Source organism: Oxalobacter paeniformigenes, from assembly GCF_027158465.1.
GTDB classification, from domain to species: Bacteria; Pseudomonadota; Gammaproteobacteria; order Burkholderiales; family Burkholderiaceae_D; genus Oxalobacter; species Oxalobacter paeniformigenes.
Window position 1 is genome coordinate 29,706 of record NZ_JAMKYL010000006.1, and the last position, 19,240, is coordinate 48,945.

Genomic DNA, 19,240 nt, shown 5'->3' on the forward strand with positions numbered 1-19,240 from the left:
ATTCCTTAGCCGGGAAAATGGTACCCAACGTACGTTGCCCCCCTCTGGCATCGTGAGGCTGCCGGCACTTTCCAGTCTGGAAAAAAGCCTCTCCTGCTCTGCAGTCAGCAAAAGACCGGACGGACTCGCTTCCAGCCATCCCACAACAGCTGTGCCCCGATATAATCCAGACCTGACATTTGTGTCAGATCCCATGTCATATCGTCCTTTTCCGCAAAAAGCAAAACAGTCGACCTGATCTGGTCAATAGCCCCTGAAGCGGCCAGCGATTCAACACGCCAGTTACCGCGAAGCACGATATCCGTACTGCCGCTTCTGTCTATGCTGGGACTCTGATCCTGATTGCTCGGCATACTTGTCCGTTTTTCCTGTTACATGCGCCTTCATACTGCAATATGAAACGCTATTTGTTCACAATAACCGCTCTTTTTTGAATATTACACGAAAAACGGCACATTTCCGTATTGCTTTCCGGCAAGCCGAATACCGGTCACAGGGTATTTTCGACACGAATTCTGCCATTTGATCCGATCTTGCCGGATATGAAAGTCATGCCTGTATATCCGGAAGGTATCGAGACTTTGCCTGCACGGTAAAATAACCGCTACAATCCGTTCCCAATCCCGTAAAAAACAGAATCATCATGTTGCTTGTCGACGCAGGAAACACTTTTATCAAATGGGCCAGACCAGCGCCAGGCCAGACCTTCCATCTGGAATCTGTCCATTGGAAAAATTTCGGGGCGGTAAGGCATCATGAAATGGATGTCCTCAAAAAGGCCTGGCACAAACTTCATGAAGAAACGCCGATCAGCCATGTGCTGATTTCCAATGTTGCCGGAAAGCAACTCGGCGATGCGCTGTCCGGACTGCTGGAAACACTGGATCCGCAACCAATATCGGTCAAATGGTTCCGTTCCGCGCCATCGCTGGGCGGAATCACCAATACCTATCAGGATTATCGCAAACTGGGCTGTGACCGTTTCGCCTCAATGATCGGTGCACGCTCGCTCATGCCGGGAAAAGCGCTGGTCGTCGTAACGGCCGGAACCGCCACCACGATCGACACGCTGTCGCCGGACGGTACCTTTCTCGGCGGCATGATATTGCCGGGACTGAAACTGATGTCCGACTCGCTGGCTCACAATACCGCATTATTGCCTGAGATAGACCAGATGATCCGTCATCTGCCGCTTTTCGCCGACAACACCAGCGGCGCCATCCTGAGCGGTTGCATCAATGCCCAGGCAGGTGCCATCGAGCGTGCCGTTACGACACATCGGAAACGGTTTTCCGATGTGCACTGCCTTTTGTCCGGTGGCGCCGCACCGTATATTGCACCGAATCTTTCTATCCCTTGCAGAATAATAGATAATCTTGTCCTGATCGGTTTGCACACATCCTCGACACGACAAACTTACTGAAGTTATGCTGAAATTTGCCTTCTGGATCCTGCTGGCGGCCAATATCGTGGCATTTGCAACGGCACTGGATTATTCCGGTACCTCCCGAACCCGAACCGCATCCACAGAAACCGCATCCATCATGCCTGAACGAATCCGTGTAGCGCCGCCATCCGCAACCGCAGCGACACAGGCATCAACATCGGTATCGGAATCCGAACAGATTGCAGCTGAAAAACCGGCAACGACATGCATTGCCTTTGAAGGTTTCGATCCGGAAAAAGCCGACCTGTTTGAAAAGAAACTGGCATTTCCCGCAGGGACCTTCACACGAACGACTGCCAGCACGGCATCGAACTACATGGTATACATACCGCCATCGAAAAACATGAAAACGGCGGAAGCTCACATTGCCGCACTGAAAGCGAAAAACATCACCAATTATTTTCTCATCCAGGACGGCAAGTTCCGGAATGCCATTTCTCTGGGCATTTTCAAAACGGAAACGGCGGCCAACAAACTTCTGGCCGAACTGAAAGCGCAAGGCATTCACGACCTTGCCATTGCGGGACGAGGCAAGCAGACGGAAACCGTTACGCTCAGCATAAACCATCCAAACCGGCGCCAGATCGAGCAGATCGACGCATTGTTGACCGAATTTCCGAAAATCACCCGTAAAGACTGTCCCATGCCGGGAGAAACATCGCAATAACCAGAGTATTTTCATTGCGAACGTCTTAAACCGCGAAAGTTGGCTATAATGCTCCTGTTTTTTTACATTCAGTAAAAACCGAAACAGAAACGGGCAATTGAACGGTTCAGCCTGCGCTTTTCTCCTATCCACTTTTTAAATGCGAGCAACCATGAAGTTTCAAATCATTCCTGTTACTCCTTTCCAGCAAAATTGCACCCTGATGTGGGATGAAAACACAAACAAGGCCGCCGTCGTCGATCCGGGCGGTGATATCGAACGGATCAGCGATGCCATCAAACAGCATGGCCTGACGCTGGAAAAGGTTCTGGTAACGCATGGTCATCTGGATCATTGCGGTGGCGCCAGAAAACTGGCTGACCTCTACAACGTACCCATCGAAGGGCCGAACAAGGCCGACGACTGGCTGCTTGAACAACTCGGCTCGGAACAGACCCGCATGTGGGGACTGCCTCCGGGACAACCGTTCACACCTGACCGCTGGCTGGAACAGGGTGATGAAGTCACTGTCGGCAACGAAACCCTGAAAGTCTTTCACTGCCCGGGCCATTCACCGGGTCATGTCATTTTCTTCCATGCTCCGACAAAAGTCGCCATCTCCGGCGACGTGCTTTTCGCAGGCTCGATCGGACGTACCGATCTGCCAAAAGGCAGCTTCAAGGCACTGGAAAAATCCATCCGGGAAAACATGTACAAGCTGGGCGATGACGTACAGTTCATTCCCGGCCATGGACCGGTCTCGTCAATCGGTCAGGAACGGCGCAGCAACGCGTTTGTCCGGGATAAAAATTAATTCCGATAATTCACATCAGATATTGTTTGGAAACGGTTCTTTTCAAAGAAAAAAAAGTTTTTTAAACAACCGCCAAATAAGAAAAAAATTGCATATTTTGTAGGCAAAATTTCATTGACCGCAAATTTGTAACACAAGTATAATTCGGGGGTTTGGTGGCAATCCGGCGGCAGATTCTCCCAGTCATGGGGAATTTGTTCCGGTTGCAGCTCCTGATTTGATGACAGCGGCAAATTGAGATCAAAAATGGGGCGCGTTCTTTTGTGGCAGTCGGCTTTTGCAATAGTCATTGCGCTGATTGCGGTATTGATAGGAGGAGTTCCTTCCGGAATTGCGGCAATTTTGGCCGGTTTGTGTTGTGTGATTCCGAATGTGTGTTTTTTTGCCGGTTTGTTTTTCGCGCAAAAAATATTTCACAAGATCATACCCGCCACCTTTTTTGTAATGGAATTCTTGAAGATTTTGATCTCGATTTTGCTGGTAATACTTGTTTTCTGGTTTTATCGCGAGATCAAATGGATAGCGTTTATTGTGAGCTACATCCTGATTCTTAAGAGTTATATTTTGTTATTGTTAAAATTGAAGAGTTGATCATGTCTGCAGATGCTCATACGCCAACATTGGCAGAATACGTAACCCACCACCTTCAAAACTTCGGAACAAGCCATCAGGAAAAAATCATAGATTTTTCCATCATCAACCTTGACACGGTTTTCTGGTCCGTTTTTTGTGGTGCCTTCGCCTGCATTTTCATGTATATCGTCGCCAAGAAAGCAACGTCGGATACACCGAACCGCGTTCAGTCCATGATCGAGGTGCTGGTGGAAATGGCCGATACACAGTCCAAGGCACAGATCCATGGCGATCGTCGTTTTATCGCACCACTGGCGCTGACCATGTTCGTCTGGATCTCGTTGATGAACTGCATGGACTTTCTGCCTGTTGACCTGTTCGGACAGCTTTTCACGTGGACCGGATTGAGCAAATACATTACGTACCATCGTGTCGTGCCGACATCCGATCTGAATGGTACCGTCGGTATTTCGCTGGGCGTCGTCGTGCTGATGATCTATTTCGGTATCAAGGTCAAAGGCCTGAAAGGCTTCCTGCACGAACTGTTCGGTGCGCCTTTCGGTCTTGCGCTGGCACCGGCAAATTTCATTCTGAACTGCATTGAATACATTTCGAAAATGGTTTCCCTGGCCATGCGGTTGTGGGGGAACATGTATGCAGGCGAACTGCTGTTTTTGATGATTGCGATGCTGGGTGCCTATGCATCCCTGTCGATTGGCGGTTCGTTCCTCTTCCTGGGACACGTCGTTGCTGGCGCGATCTGGGCGATTTTCCATATCCTGATCGTTTTCCTGCAGGCATTCATTTTCATGATGCTGACCCTGGTTTACCTCGGTCTCGCTCATGAAGGACACTGATTTTTTCAACCCTTTGTTTTAACCTTTATTTTTCAATCTGGAAGGAAATATTATGAGTAATATTGGCATGATGGTCTTTACCTGTGGTTTCATGATCGCTATCGTAGCGTTTGCCGCAGCTTTCGGTATCTCTTTTATGGCAGGTAAATACCTTGATGCATCCGCACGTCAGCCTGAACTGACCAACCCGCTGCGTACCAACGTTCTGATTCTGGCTGGTCTGGTTGACGCGGTTTATCTGATCGCCGTTGCTATCTCCGTCATGTTTGCGTTCGTTAATCCTTTCGCAGGTAACTGAACAAGCTGGGTTCGGATGGAAACATCCGAAACTTGAACATGGCGCAATACTATTTTAAAAGGGAAATACCGTGAATTTAAATGCGACATTATTCGCGCAATTCGTGGTCTTTATTGTTCTTGCCATATTCACGGCAAAAGTAGTATGGCCACCTTTAGTTAAGGTTCTGGATGAGCGCGCGAAAAAAATCCAGGAAGGTTTGACTGCGGCCGACCGTAGCAAGCAGGAAATGATCGCCGTACAAAAGCATGTTCAGAGCGAGCTGGCCAAAGCAAGAGAAGAAGGTCAGAAACGTGTTCAGGAAGCTGAAACACGTGCACAGCAAATCGCTGACGACATCAAACTGGATGCCGAAAACGAAGCAGCTGAAATCATCGCTCAGGCAAAAGCCCAGGCCGAATTGCAAATCAAGCAGGCCAGGGAACAGCTTCGGGCAGAAGTGGCCTCGCTGGCTGTCAAGGGCGCTGAACAGATTCTCAAACGCGAAATTGACGCTAAAGCCCATGCTGATCTGTTAAACAAACTTTCTGCTGAACTTTAATTATGGAAATAGCTACTGTAGCGCGCCCGTATGCCGAGGCACTGTTTCAGATAGCACAGAAACAGGATCTTCTGCACTGGTCCCAACTGATCGAAGCGTTGGCAAAGATCGGTTCGCATCCCCAGGTTCTTGAGGTTGCGAACAATCCCACGCTGAGAAAAGACCAGATCGCCAGCGTCCTTTTCCAGATTTTCCACTGTGAAAACGACGAACCGGTGAAAAATTTCATCCGTGTACTGGTTGAAAACGATCGTGTTGCCTTGCTACCTGAAATTGCCCGGCAGTTCGAGGAACTGAAAAACGCAAGTCAGGGTTCGGCTATCGCGCAAATAGTCAGCGCTTTTCCATTAACGGAAGCTCAAACGAATGAACTTGTCAGCAAATTGGAAAAGCGGTTTGGACGCAAGCTCATTCCTACTATTGAAATAGACAATTCCCTGATCGGCGGTGTCTGTGTCACCGTCGGCGATGAGGTTCTTGACTTGTCAGTACGTGGGAAGCTGCACAAAATGCAGGAAACCCTTGTTTCGTAATCCAGCTGCTTGAGCGGTGCGAACCGATAGAACAAAATTAGGAGTTAGCATGTTACTAAACCCGTCCGAAATCAGTGATCTGATTAAAAATCGGATAGAGAATCTTGGCGATGCCGCCGAGATTCGCAATCAGGGTACCGTTATTTCCGTCTCTGACGGTATCTGTCGTATACATGGCCTTTCCGACGTCATGCAAGGCGAAATGCTCGAGTTTCCGGGAAATACCTATGGTCTGGCATTGAACCTGGAACGTGACTCGGTAGGTGCGGTTATTCTGGGTGAATACGAACATATTTCCGAAGGCGATACGGTCAAATGTACCGGTCGTATTCTGGAAGTGCCGACGGGTCCCGAGCTGATCGGTCGCGTCGTGGATGCCTTGGGTTCGCCGATTGACGGAAAGGGTCCTGTCAATACCAAACTGACCAGCCCGATCGAAAAAATCGCTCCGGGCGTTATTGCACGTCAGTCCGTTTCTCAGCCGATGCAGACCGGCCTGAAAGCCATTGACTCGATGGTTCCGATCGGACGCGGCCAACGTGAATTGATCATTGGCGACCGCCAGACCGGCAAAACTGCCGTAGCTATCGACGCCATCATCAACCAGAAGGGCCAGGACATGGTTTGTATCTATGTCGCTATCGGCCAGAAAGCTTCTTCCATCAAGAACACCGTCCGTGCTCTGGAAGAAAACGGCGCCATGGATTATACGATCGTCGTTGCAGCAACGGCATCGGAATCCGCCGCAATGCAATACATCGCTCCCTATGCCGGCTGCGCCATGGGAGAATATTTCCGCGACCGCGGCCAGGACGCGCTGATCGTTTATGATGATCTGTCCAAACAGGCTGTTGCCTATCGTCAGGTTTCCCTGCTGCTGCGTCGTCCGCCAGGACGTGAAGCATTCCCGGGTGACGTTTTCTATCTGCACTCCCGCTTGCTGGAACGTGCAGCACGTGTCAACGAACACTATGTCGAACAGTTTACGAAAGGTGAAGTAAAAGGCCGTACCGGTTCCCTGACCGCACTGCCTATCATCGAAACCCAGGCTGGTGACGTTTCTGCTTTCGTTCCGACCAACGTCATTTCCATTACTGACGGTCAGATCTTCTTGGAAACAAACCTGTTCAACGCCGGTATCCGTCCTGCCATTAACGCTGGTATTTCGGTTTCCCGTGTGGGTGGTGCTGCCCAGACCAAAGCGATCAAGAGCCTCTCCGGCGGTATTCGTACCGACTTGGCACAGTATCGTGAACTGGCTGCGTTTGCACAGTTCGCCTCGGATCTGGACGAAGCGACCAGACGTCAGCTTGATCGTGGTGCTCGCGTTACCGAATTGCTGAAACAGAACCAGTATTCTCCGCTGCCGATTTCGCTGATGTCGGTTTCCCTGTTTGCTGTCAACAGTGGTTTCCTCGATGATATCGAAGTGAAGGACGTTCTTCCGTTCGAAGCAGAATTGCATGCTTACATGAAGGAAAACTATTCCGATCTTCTGAGAAGAATCGACGAAAACAAGAAACTGGACAAGGATGACGAATCGACGCTCGCAGCTGCGATCACCGATTTCAAACAGGTCCGGGCAAAGGAAGCTGCCTGATTAACGATATAACTGACGCGACAAGGAGTAAAGCCTCATGGCATCAGGCAAGGAAATACGCAGCCAGATAAGCAGCGTAGAAAATACGAGAAAAATTACCAAGGCCATGGAAATGGTGGCTGCATCCAAAATGCGCAAGGCGCAGGACAGGATGCGTGCCAGCCGTCCTTATAGTGAGATTGTCCGCAATATTGCCGCTCACCTGGCAGAGGCAAATCCTGATTATGTTCACCCGTTTACCATCGAACGTGAATCATCCAAGCGTATCGGGCTGGTTGTGGTGACGACCGACAAGGGTCTGTGTGGCGGTCTCAATACCAACGTATTGAGAATTGTCACCAACAAGATGAAGGAAGAGGAAGCCAAGGGCAACAGCATTATTACGGTAGCGATCGGCACCAAGGGATTGGGTTTTTTGAACCGTATCGGCGCGAAAGTTGTCTCGTCAGTTGTCCAGCTCGGGGACGCTCCCCGTCTGGAACAGCTGATCGGACCTTTCAAGGCATTGCTCGATGAATACAATGCCGAAAATCTGGATGCGATCTATCTGTGTTACAACAAGTTCATCAATACGATGCGACAGGAACCGGTCATTGACCAGTTGCTGCCATTGCCCAAGGACACTCTGAAAGTAGAAACGAAAAGCCACAGTTGGGAATATATCTATGAACCGGACGCCGCATCCGTCATCGATACATTGCTGCAACGTTACATCGAAGCGCTTTTGTATCAGTCGGTAGCGGAAAATATCGGTTCAGAACAGTCTGCACGCATGGTGGCCATGAAGGCAGCTAGTGACAATGCGGGTAATGTCATCTCGGATTTGAGACTGATATACAACAAGACCCGTCAGGCAGCCATTACAACCGAGCTGTCGGAAATCGTTGCAGGCGCAGCTGCGGTTTAACCGGCAGCCAATAGTATTGATTAAACGAATAAATTTATTTAGAGGAACGAAAAATGGCGGAAGGCAAAATCGTTCAGTGTATCGGTGCCGTGGTTGACGTGGAATTTCCACGTGATGATATGCCCAAGGTGTACGATGCTTTGAAAATGGAAGGTTCCGACCTGACCCTGGAAGTACAGCAGCAGCTTGGTGACGGTGTAGTCCGTACCATTGCGCTGGGTTCGTCCGATGGTTTGCGTCGTGGCATGGTAATTCAAAACACCGGTAATCCCATCATGGTACCGATCGGTGAAGCGACTCTCGGTCGTATCATGAACGTTCTGGGTGAACCTATCGATGAAATGGGTCCGATCCAAACGGAAGAACGGGCATCGATTCACCGCAAGGCACCGGCTTACAGCGAGCTCTCCCCTTCCCAGGAAATTCTCGAAACGGGTATCAAGGTGATCGATCTGATCTGTCCGTTCGCCAAGGGTGGTAAGGTCGGTCTGTTCGGTGGTGCCGGTGTGGGCAAAACCGTGAACATGATGGAACTGATCAACAACATTGCAAAACAGCACTCCGGTTTGTCGGTTTTTGCAGGTGTGGGTGAACGTACCCGTGAAGGTAACGACTTCTACCACGAAATGCAGGAATCCAACGTTCTGGACAAGGTTGCGATGGTTTATGGTCAGATGAACGAACCTCCGGGCAACCGTCTGCGTGTGGCATTGACCGGTCTGACGATTGCGGAAAGTTTCCGTGACCAGGGCCGTGACGTGCTGTTCTTCGTCGACAACATTTACCGTTTCACTCTGGCCGGTACGGAAGTGTCCGCACTGCTTGGCCGTATGCCGTCCGCTGTGGGTTATCAGCCGACGCTGGCGGAAGAAATGGGTAAACTGCAAGAACGTATTACTTCGACCATTACGGGTTCCATTACCTCGATTCAGGCCGTTTACGTTCCAGCCGACGACTTGACTGACCCGTCTCCTGCAACGACCTTCGCTCACCTGGACTCCACCGTCGTGCTTTCCCGTGACATTGCATCTCTGGGTATTTATCCAGCTGTCGATCCGCTGGACTCGACTTCTCGCCAGCTTGACCCGCATGTCGTCGGTGAAGAACACTACGAAACCGCCCGCAAGGTACAGGGTATTTTGCAGCGCTACAAGGAATTGCGCGATATTATCGCTATTCTGGGTATGGACGAACTGGCTCCGGAAGACAAACTGGTCGTCGCACGTGCCCGCAAGATGCAGCGTTTCCTGTCGCAGCCTTTCACGGTTGCTGAAGTGTTTACCGGTTCCCCAGGCAAGTATGTTCCGTTGAAAGACACCATCAAGGGCTTCAAGATGATTGCCAACGGTGAACTGGATCATCTGCCGGAACAGGCCTTCTATATGGTTGGTACCATTGAGGAAGCAATCGCAAAAGCAGAAAGAATGTAATCGGTTGTCACTTGCATTCCGGTGCGGGAATATTACTTCCGTCTGGAATGCAGGTTCGTAAACGCAACTGAACGATCATAAAGGTTTCTAACATGGCAAACACCATACATGTTGACGTTGTTTCCGCCGAAGAATTGATTTTCTCCGGTGAAGCTGAATTCGTCGTGTTGCCGGGTGAAATGGGTGAACTGGGTATCCTTCCACGACATGCCCCGTTGATTACCCGTATCAAGCCGGGTGCCGTACGTATCAGGGTCAGCGGTAAGCAGGATGAGGAATATGTCTTCGTGGCAGGCGGTGTTCTTGAAGTTCAACCACATGCTGTTACCGTTCTGGCGGATACGGCAATCCGTGCGAAGGATCTTGACGAAGCCAAGGCCAACGAAGCGAAGAAACTGGCTGAAGATGCCATCTTGAATCGTGAATCACAAATTGACTACGCCAAGGCACAGGCTGAAATCGCCATGGCTGTAGCCCAGTTGTCCATGATCAAGAAATTGCGGCGCAAGCATTGAGTTTTCGTTTCATTCCAGCAAAAAAGGCAGCGTGAGCTGCCTTTTTTGTTATGGCTGAATCCGGCTCAGTGTGAACGGATCAGCGTACCGAAAGGCTGCTCGGTCAGAATTTCAAGGAGCAGGGAATGTTCAATGCGACCATCAATGATATGCACCGAATTCACGCCGGATTTCGCTGCATCCAGTGCCGAACCGATCTTCGGCAACATCCCGCCTGAAATCGTTCCGTCTTCAAAGAGCAATTCGATTTCTCGTGCCGTCAGATCCGTCAACAACCGGTTCTGCTTGTCCAGTACACCCGGTGTGTTGGTCATCATGATCAGTTTTTCGGCTTTCAGGATCTGGGCTATTTCACCTGCGACAACATCGGCATTGATATTGTAGGCCTCTCCATCATCGCTGAAACCGATCGGTGATATGACCGGAATGAACGCATCGTCCTGAAGTGTCTTGACGACGGCTGGATTGATGGATGTGATCTTGCCAACGTATCCGAGGTCGATGAATTCGCCGGGTTTGTCTTTGTCGGGCATCCGCATTTTTTCGGCATGAATCAGCCCGCCGTCCTTTCCTGTGAGACCGACTGCCTGACCGCCATACTGATTGATCAGCATCACGATATCCTGCTGCACTTCGCCGCCAAGAACCCATTCGACGACTTCCATGGTTTCCTCATCGGTGATACGCATACCCTGGACGAATGTTCCGCTTTTGCCGACTTTTCTGAGGGCGTTATCAATCTGTGGACCACCACCATGAACGACGACTGGATTCATGCCGACCAGTTTGAGCAATACAACATCTCGTGCGAATCCGTGTTTGAGTCTTTCTTCAGTCATGGCATTGCCGCCATATTTGATGACAATGGTTTTACCATGGAATTTCTGGATATACGGTAACGCCTCGGCAAGAATCTCCGCCTTTATTTTGGGTTCAAGATCACTCATGGGATATCCTCACAACAAATTAACGTGATGGCAGAAAAAGATATCGGAAAAATCCGTTTGTTGCATTCTACCGTTTAACGCAGAAAAATTTACGTGTTTGCGTCCGGACGACCGAAAATATCACGGTAAGTGGGGTAAAAGGAACAGTAGATCAGTACTGACAGGATAAAAGAAAAGACAAAGACCACAAACGTGGCGATGCCTTGTCCGGCAACGATACCAAACAGGGCAGCGATCAAATATGGAAAACCGAAGACAAGAGCAATCCAGATACCGAAATACACCAGAAAGGGACGGAAATTCCTGGCAAAAGCGAAAAAACTGTAGAACATCGCTTTTCCGAGACTCATATCCTTCCAGCCGATCAGCGGAATGGCAAACCACATCGCCATCAAAAACGGAATGTAGGCGATCAGAATCAGGGTCAATGTGATAAAAAGCGAGACCATCTCGGAGGATTGCAGTTCTTTTGTCTGTTCGCCGAACAGTATGAAAATATTGCCGCCGTCTATCAGAAACGAGAGTCCGACCGCCAGGAAAGCGAAAAGCAAATAACAGCTTCCGGCCATGGACAATCGAAACAACATCTGCCGATTCAGAACGGCAAGCAAGTCTCTGAAAGTGATCTGTTCACCGGTCTCTGCCTTGAAACAGGCGTGCATGAACAGGAAAGTAAATACAGGGGAGAGCAAAACCGGCAGAATTTGTCCCAACAACGGGATGACTCCCAGAAGAATCATTCCGAACACATAAATGAAAAACAGATTGGTCAGAAAAAAAGGACGTGCGCGGAAAAGATTCCAGCCGCCGGTAACCCAGTCCCATCCCGCACGAGCATTCACCTGATTCATACAATCAGTTCCGGAACAGGTAGCGCCACTCGCAAACGCAGGATGCGTTCAAAATGGCGTGGATCATGTGGTGTCAGTATCTGGGCTTCGCGGGGCATATGAAAATCATACAGACGTGAAATCCAGAAACGCAGGGCTGCACTTCTGAGTATCGCTTTCCATGCTGCACATTCATCCACAGTGAAGGGACGCACCGCATGGTACGCATCCAGAAAGGCTCTGACGCGGTTCATATCGAATTCACCGGTTTCAAGATCGATACACCAATCATTGATCGCCACGGCAACATCGAAAAGCCAGGTATCGCAACCGGCGAAATAAAAATCGAAAAATCCGGACAATTCATCACCGTCGAACATGACATTGTTGCGGAACAAATCGGCGTGAACAGGCCCCCTGAACAGTTTCCAGTATAAATTCGAGGCAGCGAATTCTTCCTGGAAGCGCATTTCGTTCTGAAGCAAAAACGACGCTTCCGTCGAGAGGAAAGGAAGTACTTCCGGCACGGTTTTCCGCCACCATGCGATACCTCTGAGATTGGGCTGTTCAAGCGGATAATCACGTCCGGCCAGATGCATCTTCGCCATCATGTCGCCGACTTGTGCGCAATGAACCGGTTTGGGGGCAGGAACCCAGTCGCCTTCAAGTTTGGACACCAGACATGCCGGTTTTCCGCACAGTGTATGCAAAATCCTGCCGTTGTTGTCCGGAACAGGTGCCGGTACCTTGATGCCTTTTTTGGCCAGATGTTGCATCAGGTTAAGATAAAAAGGCAATTCGTCGAACGTCAGCTTCTCGAAAAGCGTAAGAACAAATTCCCCTTTTTCGGTGGTAACGAAAAAATTACTGTTTTCGATGCCGGAACTGATACCCCTGATATCCTTGGCTGTACCCAGCGAAAAAGAAGCCATCCAGGGAACCAGATCATCGAGACTGACCGGTGTAAAAACTGCCATGAGTATAAGATGTTGAACGTTAAACTGAAGATCTCTTGCCACCTTGTCAATTATTCATCGAGGGCGGTGGCAAAGGCGGCGCATTCAATGGCTCGTTCATTTCCTGCTGCTGTTTTTCCTGTGGTGCTTCGCCGATATCGAATTCATGTATTTTCCACAATGCCGGCCGGACTTCGGAACTTTCGAAAGACCCCGGTACGCCTCCCGGACCGTTCGGGTACAGATAATAGGTACTGGGACCGCTTTTTACCTTGATTTCCTCGACAATACCCCCTTTCCGTTTTTCGGTAATTTCACCCGTCATGTCCGGCTTGCGAATGGTGATCGCCGGCTGATCGACCTCGTCGATCACCTCCAGTTCCTGCACCTGCGGAGACTGCGAATCCTGCCCTGAAGCTACGGATGCAACCGCCAGTGTAGCCAGCGCCATGGTTTTCCTGAAATGAGAAAATAATCGCATGAGGGTAACGTCGATAAATTGAACAGACAATCTATTGTAACAAACGGATACCGGTTACAGGTAAAGCATTTTCTGTCTTTCTTCTTCCGATGGGCCTGTCGCACGTTTTTCGTAAAATGAGAAAATGGCTTCCAGTACCTTGTCGGTATCGTCCATGATCTGCATCAGTTCGATATCTTCACGTGCCAGCATTCCTTCAGCAAGCAATGAATCATGCATCCAGTCGATAAACCCTTTCCAGAATTTGCTGCCGACAAGAATTACCGGAATACGCCGTGATTTGCCTGTCTGGATCAGTGTCAGCACTTCGCTCATTTCATCGAGTGTACCGAATCCGCCCGGAAACAGGACAAAGGCATCGGCATATTTGGCAAACGCCACCTTACGCGCAAAGAAATGCCTGAAATTCAGGGAAATGTTTTGCCAGCGATTGGGTCTTTGTTCCTGTGGCAATTCAATATTCAGGCCAATGGAAAGCGATTTGCCTTCATAAGCGCCGCGGTTGGCCGCCGCCATGATGCCGGGACCGCCACCGGAAATAACGGCAAAACCTGCATCCGAGAGACGCCGGGACAATTCCATGCACTGGATGTAATACGGATTGTCGGGATGAATTCTGGCCGAACCGAAAATCGTGACTGCCGGATTTATATCCGAGAGGCGTTCGGTCGACTCGATAAATTCTGACATAATGGAAAACATGCTCCATGATTCTCTGGCCTTGAGAATCGTTGCATAATTGACATCCGTTATTTCGTGCAGTTTGTGCACGCTTTTTGTGTTCTCTTCCATATGAGCAAACTTCTGTTATTGGTTGATGGCTCAAGCTATCTCTATCGTGCCTACCATGCCTTGCCGGATCTGCGCAATGCCGAAGGCGAACCGACCGGCGCCATATACGGTTTTCTGAATATGCTGCACCGTCTTGAAAAAGATTATCCCACAGCCTACGCTGCCTGTATATTCGATGCCAAAGGTAAAACTTTCCGTCATGACCTCTATCAGGAATACAAGGCGAATCGTCCTGCCATGCCTGACGATCTCGCACGCCAAACCGCACCCATCCATGATCTGGTTCGCATGCTAGGCTGGCCTATTCTCTCGGTCGAGGGAATCGAAGCCGATGATGTGATTGGAACGCTGGTTTCGATCGCCGCCCAAGAAGATTTCGACATAGTCGTATCGACAGGCGACAAGGATTTGTCCCAGCTGGTAAAAGACCGTGTCACGCTGGTCAATACCATGAACAATGAAATTCTGGATACAGAAGGCGTCACAAAAAAATTCGGTGTACCGCCCGAAAAAATCATCGATTACCTGTCTCTTATCGGCGATACCGCCGACAATATTCCGGGTGTCAGCAAGGTCGGTCCAAAGACCGCGGCCAAATGGCTTATCCAGTACGGTTCGCTTGACGGCATTATCGAACATGCCGGAAGCATCAAGGGAAGCGCCGGTGACAATTTGCGTGAATCGCTGAACTGGCTTCCCCGGGCGCGTGAACTGATCACTATCCGTACGGATTGCGACTTGCAGGGACAATTCCAGTCCATTGAAAAATCGCTGGCCAAACAACCGGAAGACATTTCCGGCCTGAAAAACGCTTATGAGCGATATGGTTTCAAAAGCTGGCTCCGTGAACTGAATGCATCGCATCAGGAAAAAGAAAAAAAGGAAAACCTGCCGACAGCATCCGGCGAACGACCTGAAAATCCCGGCAAGTTCATCAGTAATCAAAACTATGAAACCGTACGGACTGTCGAACAGCTTGAAGACTGGCTGGAACGGATAAACCGCGCTGAACTTACCGCTATCGATACAGAAACGACCTCGCTGGACGCCATGAATGCCCGGCTGGTCGGTATTTCCCTTTGTGTACAACCGGGAACGGCTGCCTATATTCCACTGGCACATCAAAGTATCGAGGCCATCGAACAATTGCCTGCCGATATGGTGCTGGATCGCTTGAAAGGCTGGCTGGAAAATCCCGACAAAAAGAAAGTCGGACAAAACCTCAAATACGATTCCCATATTTTCAGGAATCATCATATCCGTCTGCAAGGTATCGCACATGACACCCTGCTGGAATCCTATGTTCTTGAATCGAACCGGCGGCATGATATGGACAGTTTGTCCGAACGGTTGCTTGATTACAAACCGCTCGGATATGAAGAAGTTTGCGGCAAAGGCGCATCCCAAATCGGTTTCGATCAGGTCGGGCTGGAACTGGCTACCCGATACGCAGCGGAAGATGCCGACGTCACCTTGCAACTGCACCAGCACATGTGGCCACAACTGGCAGAATATGACGGTTTGCGCTTCATTTACGAAAAAATCGAAATACCGGTATTGACCGTACTGCAAAAAATGGAACGCAACGGTGTCCTGATTGACCCGAACAGGCTTCTTGAACAATCATCCGAGCTCAGGAAAAAAATGGATACTCTGGAAAAAGAAGCCTATCTTGCAGCCGGACAACCTTTCAATCTCAATTCTCCCAAACAGCTTGGAGAAATTCTTTTCGGAAAACTGAATCTTCCCGTCGTCAGGAAAACACCGTCAGGTGCGCCTTCGACCAGTGAAGATATACTTGAGAAACTGGCTCTGGATTATCCATTGCCCGGTATCATTCTGAATTACCGGAGTATGTCGAAACTGAAATCGACCTATACCGACAAGTTGCCCAGAATGATTGATCCGCATACAGGAAGAGTCCACACCAATTATGCACAGGCTGTCGCTGTAACGGGTCGTCTGGCTTCCAGCGATCCGAATCTCCAGAATATTCCTGCCAGAACAGAAGAAGGCAGACGAATCAGGGAAGCATTTGTCGCACCGGCCGGAAGCTGTATCGTATCAGCCGATTATTCCCAGATCGAATTGAGAATCATGTCGCATCTTTCCGGAGATACAAGCCTTTTGAAAGCCTTTCATGACGGACAGGATGTACATCGTGCAACGGCTTCCGAAATTTTCGATATCACACCACTTGAAGTCACGTCGGAACAAAGACGTTATGCCAAAGTCATCAACTTCGGCCTGATTTATGGCATGAGCGCTTTTGGTGTCGCGTCCAATCTCGGTATCAGCCGCAACGACGCAAAAGATTATATCGACCGGTATTTCCAGCGTTATCCAGGTGTTGCGAGATACATGGATTCCATTCGCCGGCAGGCAAGGGAACAGGGTTATGTCGAGACGGTTTTCGGCAGAAGATTGTGGCTTCCCGAAATCAATTCACCGAACGGACCACGCCGGCAAGCTGCCGAACGGGCGGCTATCAACGCACCGATGCAGGGTACCGCCGCCGACATCATCAAATTATCCATGATAGCCGTCCAGAACTGGCTCGAAAACGAAAAACTCGAGTCGAAACTCATCATGCAGGTTCATGACGAACTGGTTCTGGAAGTTCCCGAAAAAGAACTGGATACCGTCAAATACCACTTGCCGAAACTGATGGGGAATGTCGCCAGACTGGATGTTCCGCTGATTGCGGAAGTCGGCTCCGGGAAAAGCTGGGGAGAAGCGCACTGAAAATCGTCAGCCGGTTTTCTGCTCCAGCATCTTTTTGGCTTTTTCGTATGTTTTCATGGTGGACGCCATTTTGTGGCGTACATCGAAAAATGTCGTGGAAACGCCACTGCCGATAATGACGATCATGCCGAGCCATCCTATCCAACCGAGAAAATCCTGCCATATGAGAATGCCCCATATGCTGGAAAACACGATACCCGAATATTGCAGATTGGCCGTTACCAGTGTCTTGCCAAGATGGTAGGCACGGGTCATGGCCATCTGTCCGACAGCAGCGAAAACACCGATCAGCGTCAACAGGACGATTCCGCGGATACTGTGGCTATGGAAAGCGATACCGTCGCTTCCGGGCAAGCGGGCACACGCCATCGAAACCAGTGCACCACCTACCGTACCGATTATGCAAAAATAAAATACAACACGATATTCCGGCTCACCCAGATTGCCCAGATGCCGGACCTGAAGATAAGCCAGCGCCGCCAATACACCGGAAACAAGCGCAATCATCCCGGATTGCAACTGGTCGGCATGAATCGTAGGTTGCAAAAGCAGGACAACACCGATGAAGCTCGCGACGATGGCACAAACCAGCTTCCATTCGAAACGGACCTTGCCGTGATACAACCCCATGGCAAACAAAATTCCGGCAATCCATATCGGCGACATATAATTGAGCGTCATGGCTGTCGCCAGCGGCAACCCCCTGAACGAGAAAAACCAGAGTCCGAATGCCGTCGCTCCGACGACACCGCGCCACAAATGCTGGAATGGATAAGCCGTTTTGAGAGACCCTCCCCTGACGGCTACCAGACATCCCAGAAAAATGGCGCCGACCAGACTTCTGTACATGACGATCTCGGGTGTTGAATATTCATCGGACACCAGTTTCACGCAAACTCCCATCAGTGAAAACAGAAATGTCGCAAAAAGCATCCAGAGAGATTGCATAGATAAAACCCGTCAAACTGTCGGCATTCATCCAACTGCCGAAAAACATTATCCGGCAGTGAAAAAAATCTGCCTGTATTTCGTTTCTGAACAGAACAAAAAAAAGAACCCTGAATCAGATCACCAAAAAACCATGCCCGAAGAGCGCATGGCGTATAATGACAGATTCAGGTCAGACAACAACTTCTTATTTTTATTGAATTTTACACCTTCTTTATCGGAATCCTTGCAGGTGTCTGTTTTCTATGTCAAATGATGATTTCAACAAAACGCCGGCCTCATTCGAAGATGCCATGTCGGAACTGGACGAGCTGGTAACCAAACTGGAAGCGGGGGAACTTTCTCTGGAATTGTCGATTGACGCATATAAAAGAGGCGTCGAACTGATCAGGTACTGTACCGCCCGGCTGGACAAGGCCGAACAACAGGTCAGGGTTCTCGACGGTGAACTTTTGAAACCCTTTTCTCCGGAAGACCGGAACGGAAACGACAATGACTGAATCTTTCGCGAACTGGATGCAGTCGGTGCAAAACACCATCGAAAAAACGCTGGATGAGCTTTTGCCTTCTGAAGAGCTGATTCCCGTCAAATTGCATCAGGCAATGCGCTATGCCGTCCTGGATGGCGGAAAAAGAATCCGTCCCTTGCTGGTATTTGCGACAGGCACGCTGTTCGGCGCACAACCGGATATCATGGCAAGAGTCGCTTCTGCAGTCGAAATGATCCACGCCTATTCGTTGATTCATGACGATATGCCATGCATGGACAACGACGTTTTGAGACGCGGAAAACCAACAGTTCATGTCCGGTTTGGAGAAGCGACCGCACTGCTGGCCGGTGACGCCTTGCAGGCACAGGCTTTCATCGTTTTGTCGGAAACGGACGACAAGGCGGAACTGGCCATAAAAAGATTGTGCATTTTGTCCGACGCATCCGGTTCCATGGGAATGTGTGGCGGACAAGCCATCGATCTGGACAGTGTCGGGAAAAAATTGTCCATGACACAACTGGAACAGATGCATCGACTGAAAACCGGTGCCATCCTCAAGGCTTCCGTCATGCTCGGTGCTTTTTGCGCAAGGAAACCGACAGAAAAAGAAGAACAGGCACTGAAGCTTTATGCAGAAGCGATCGGTCTGGCTTTTCAGGTCGTTGACGATATTCTGGACGTTACCGCCGATTCGTCCGTCCTCGGAAAAACTGCGGGAAAGGATTTTGCCGATCACAAGCCAACCTACGTTTCCCTGCTCGGACTGGAGCCTTCTGAAAAACTGGCAGAACAATTACGGTGTCAGGCACATGAATCATTGGCGCCATTCGGAAAAAAAGCAGATTATTTACGGGAACTCGCGGACCTGATCGTAAAGCGGAAAAAATAA

23 protein-coding genes are annotated in these 19,240 nt (G+C 49.8%); 16 read left to right on the top strand and 7 right to left on the bottom strand.

Annotated elements, in window-relative coordinates; all coding sequences use genetic code 11:
* Window positions 1–104: 104 nt before the first annotated feature.
* On the bottom strand, window positions 105–353 hold the full coding sequence (locus tag NAI64_RS09110) for a hypothetical protein (protein WP_407946920.1): 249 nt from the start codon (window positions 351–353) through the stop codon (window positions 105–107).
* 290 nt (window positions 354–643) lie between these two features.
* Between NAI64_RS09110 and NAI64_RS07525 the strand changes: the two genes are divergently transcribed.
* The 12 genes from NAI64_RS07525 (at window position 644) to NAI64_RS07580 (ending at window position 10,161) form a co-directional block, all read left to right on the top strand.
* Window positions 644–1,423, top strand: coding sequence for a type III pantothenate kinase (locus NAI64_RS07525; RefSeq protein ID WP_269299269.1), 780 nt, complete (start codon window positions 644–646; stop codon window positions 1,421–1,423).
* Between the two features lie 4 nt (window positions 1,424–1,427).
* Window positions 1,428–2,114 carry an SPOR domain-containing protein gene (locus NAI64_RS07530; RefSeq protein WP_269299271.1) on the top strand — a complete coding sequence of 229 codons (687 nt, stop codon included), beginning with the start codon at window positions 1,428–1,430 and terminating at the stop codon, window positions 2,112–2,114.
* A 151-nt stretch (window positions 2,115–2,265) separates the two neighbouring features.
* Window positions 2,266–2,907, top strand: a complete 642-nt coding sequence (locus NAI64_RS07535) for an MBL fold metallo-hydrolase (protein WP_269299273.1) — start codon at window positions 2,266–2,268, stop codon at window positions 2,905–2,907.
* A gap of 246 nt (window positions 2,908–3,153) precedes the next feature.
* Window positions 3,154–3,498, top strand: coding sequence for an ATP synthase subunit I (locus NAI64_RS07540; protein ID WP_269299275.1), 345 nt, complete (start codon window positions 3,154–3,156; stop codon window positions 3,496–3,498).
* Window positions 3,499–3,500: 2 nt separating this feature from the next.
* Window positions 3,501–4,337, top strand: coding sequence for a F0F1 ATP synthase subunit A (atpB, locus tag NAI64_RS07545; RefSeq protein WP_269299277.1), 837 nt, complete (start codon window positions 3,501–3,503; stop codon window positions 4,335–4,337).
* 52 nt (window positions 4,338–4,389) lie between these two features.
* Window positions 4,390–4,635 carry a F0F1 ATP synthase subunit C gene (gene atpE / locus NAI64_RS07550; protein ID WP_269299279.1) on the top strand — a complete coding sequence of 82 codons (246 nt, stop codon included), beginning with the start codon at window positions 4,390–4,392 and terminating at the stop codon, window positions 4,633–4,635.
* 70 nt (window positions 4,636–4,705) lie between these two features.
* Complete coding sequence (locus NAI64_RS07555) at window positions 4,706–5,176, top strand: F0F1 ATP synthase subunit B (protein WP_269299281.1); 471 nt, start codon at window positions 4,706–4,708, stop codon at window positions 5,174–5,176.
* On the top strand, window positions 5,176–5,709 hold the full coding sequence (locus tag NAI64_RS07560; protein WP_269299375.1) for a F0F1 ATP synthase subunit delta: 534 nt from the start codon (window positions 5,176–5,178) through the stop codon (window positions 5,707–5,709). Before NAI64_RS07555 ends, NAI64_RS07560 begins: the two co-directional genes overlap by 1 nt.
* 49 nt (window positions 5,710–5,758) lie before the next feature.
* Window positions 5,759–7,309: a F0F1 ATP synthase subunit alpha gene (gene atpA, locus NAI64_RS07565; RefSeq protein WP_269299282.1), complete on the top strand. Its 1,551-nt coding sequence runs from the start codon at window positions 5,759–5,761 to the stop codon at window positions 7,307–7,309.
* 37 nt (window positions 7,310–7,346) lie between these two features.
* Window positions 7,347–8,216 carry a F0F1 ATP synthase subunit gamma gene (atpG, locus tag NAI64_RS07570; RefSeq protein WP_269299284.1) on the top strand — a complete coding sequence of 290 codons (870 nt, stop codon included), beginning with the start codon at window positions 7,347–7,349 and terminating at the stop codon, window positions 8,214–8,216.
* 53 nt (window positions 8,217–8,269) lie between these two features.
* Window positions 8,270–9,646 carry a F0F1 ATP synthase subunit beta gene (gene atpD / locus NAI64_RS07575; protein WP_269299286.1) on the top strand — a complete coding sequence of 459 codons (1,377 nt, stop codon included), beginning with the start codon at window positions 8,270–8,272 and terminating at the stop codon, window positions 9,644–9,646.
* Window positions 9,647–9,738: 92 nt separating this feature from the next.
* Window positions 9,739–10,161: a F0F1 ATP synthase subunit epsilon gene (locus tag NAI64_RS07580; RefSeq protein ID WP_269299288.1), complete on the top strand. Its 423-nt coding sequence runs from the start codon at window positions 9,739–9,741 to the stop codon at window positions 10,159–10,161.
* 65 nt (window positions 10,162–10,226) lie between these two features.
* Here the strand turns inward: NAI64_RS07580 and argB are convergent, their stop codons facing one another.
* The 5 genes from argB to NAI64_RS07605 all read right to left on the bottom strand — a co-directional run bounded on the left by argB (window position 10,227) and on the right by NAI64_RS07605 (window position 14,167).
* Window positions 10,227–11,108 (bottom strand): acetylglutamate kinase, encoded by an 882-nt coding sequence (argB, locus tag NAI64_RS07585; RefSeq protein WP_269299289.1) that lies wholly within the window; start codon window positions 11,106–11,108, stop codon window positions 10,227–10,229.
* Between the two features lie 89 nt (window positions 11,109–11,197).
* The gene (locus tag NAI64_RS07590) at window positions 11,198–11,959 is read right to left on the bottom strand and encodes a BPSS1780 family membrane protein (RefSeq protein WP_269299291.1); all 762 of its coding nucleotides are present in this window, start codon (window positions 11,957–11,959) and stop codon (window positions 11,198–11,200) included.
* Window positions 11,956–12,915 carry a homoserine kinase gene (locus tag NAI64_RS07595; RefSeq protein ID WP_269299293.1) on the bottom strand — a complete coding sequence of 320 codons (960 nt, stop codon included), beginning with the start codon at window positions 12,913–12,915 and terminating at the stop codon, window positions 11,956–11,958. Before NAI64_RS07595 ends, NAI64_RS07590 begins: the two co-directional genes overlap by 4 nt.
* Before the next feature lie 46 nt (window positions 12,916–12,961).
* Window positions 12,962–13,375 (bottom strand): hypothetical protein, encoded by a 414-nt coding sequence (locus tag NAI64_RS07600; protein ID WP_269299295.1) that lies wholly within the window; start codon window positions 13,373–13,375, stop codon window positions 12,962–12,964.
* A 54-nt stretch (window positions 13,376–13,429) separates the two neighbouring features.
* Window positions 13,430–14,167 (bottom strand): LOG family protein, encoded by a 738-nt coding sequence (locus NAI64_RS07605; protein ID WP_269299296.1) that lies wholly within the window; start codon window positions 14,165–14,167, stop codon window positions 13,430–13,432.
* Between NAI64_RS07605 and polA the strand changes: the two genes are divergently transcribed.
* The gene (gene polA, locus NAI64_RS07610) at window positions 14,168–16,912 is read left to right on the top strand and encodes a DNA polymerase I (RefSeq protein ID WP_269299298.1); all 2,745 of its coding nucleotides are present in this window, start codon (window positions 14,168–14,170) and stop codon (window positions 16,910–16,912) included. It begins immediately after the preceding gene.
* A gap of 6 nt (window positions 16,913–16,918) precedes the next feature.
* Here polA and NAI64_RS07615 read toward each other — a convergent pair whose 3' ends face one another.
* Entirely contained in the window at window positions 16,919–17,860 is a 942-nt protein-coding gene (locus NAI64_RS07615; protein WP_407946921.1) for a DMT family transporter, read from the bottom strand.
* Between NAI64_RS07615 and NAI64_RS07620 the strand changes: the two genes are divergently transcribed.
* Genes NAI64_RS07620 through NAI64_RS07630 form a run of 3 tightly spaced genes read left to right on the top strand, consistent with a single transcriptional unit; the run spans window position 17,760 to window position 19,240 of the window.
* On the top strand, window positions 17,760–18,116 hold the full coding sequence (locus tag NAI64_RS07620) for a hypothetical protein (RefSeq protein WP_269299389.1): 357 nt from the start codon (window positions 17,760–17,762) through the stop codon (window positions 18,114–18,116). The genes NAI64_RS07615 and NAI64_RS07620 overlap by 101 nt on opposite strands.
* On the top strand, window positions 18,106–18,360 hold the full coding sequence (locus NAI64_RS07625; protein WP_269299300.1) for an exodeoxyribonuclease VII small subunit: 255 nt from the start codon (window positions 18,106–18,108) through the stop codon (window positions 18,358–18,360). The genes NAI64_RS07620 and NAI64_RS07625 overlap by 11 nt, the downstream gene beginning before the upstream one ends.
* Window positions 18,353–19,240 (top strand): polyprenyl synthetase family protein, encoded by an 888-nt coding sequence (locus NAI64_RS07630; protein ID WP_269299301.1) that lies wholly within the window; start codon window positions 18,353–18,355, stop codon window positions 19,238–19,240. Before NAI64_RS07625 ends, NAI64_RS07630 begins: the two co-directional genes overlap by 8 nt.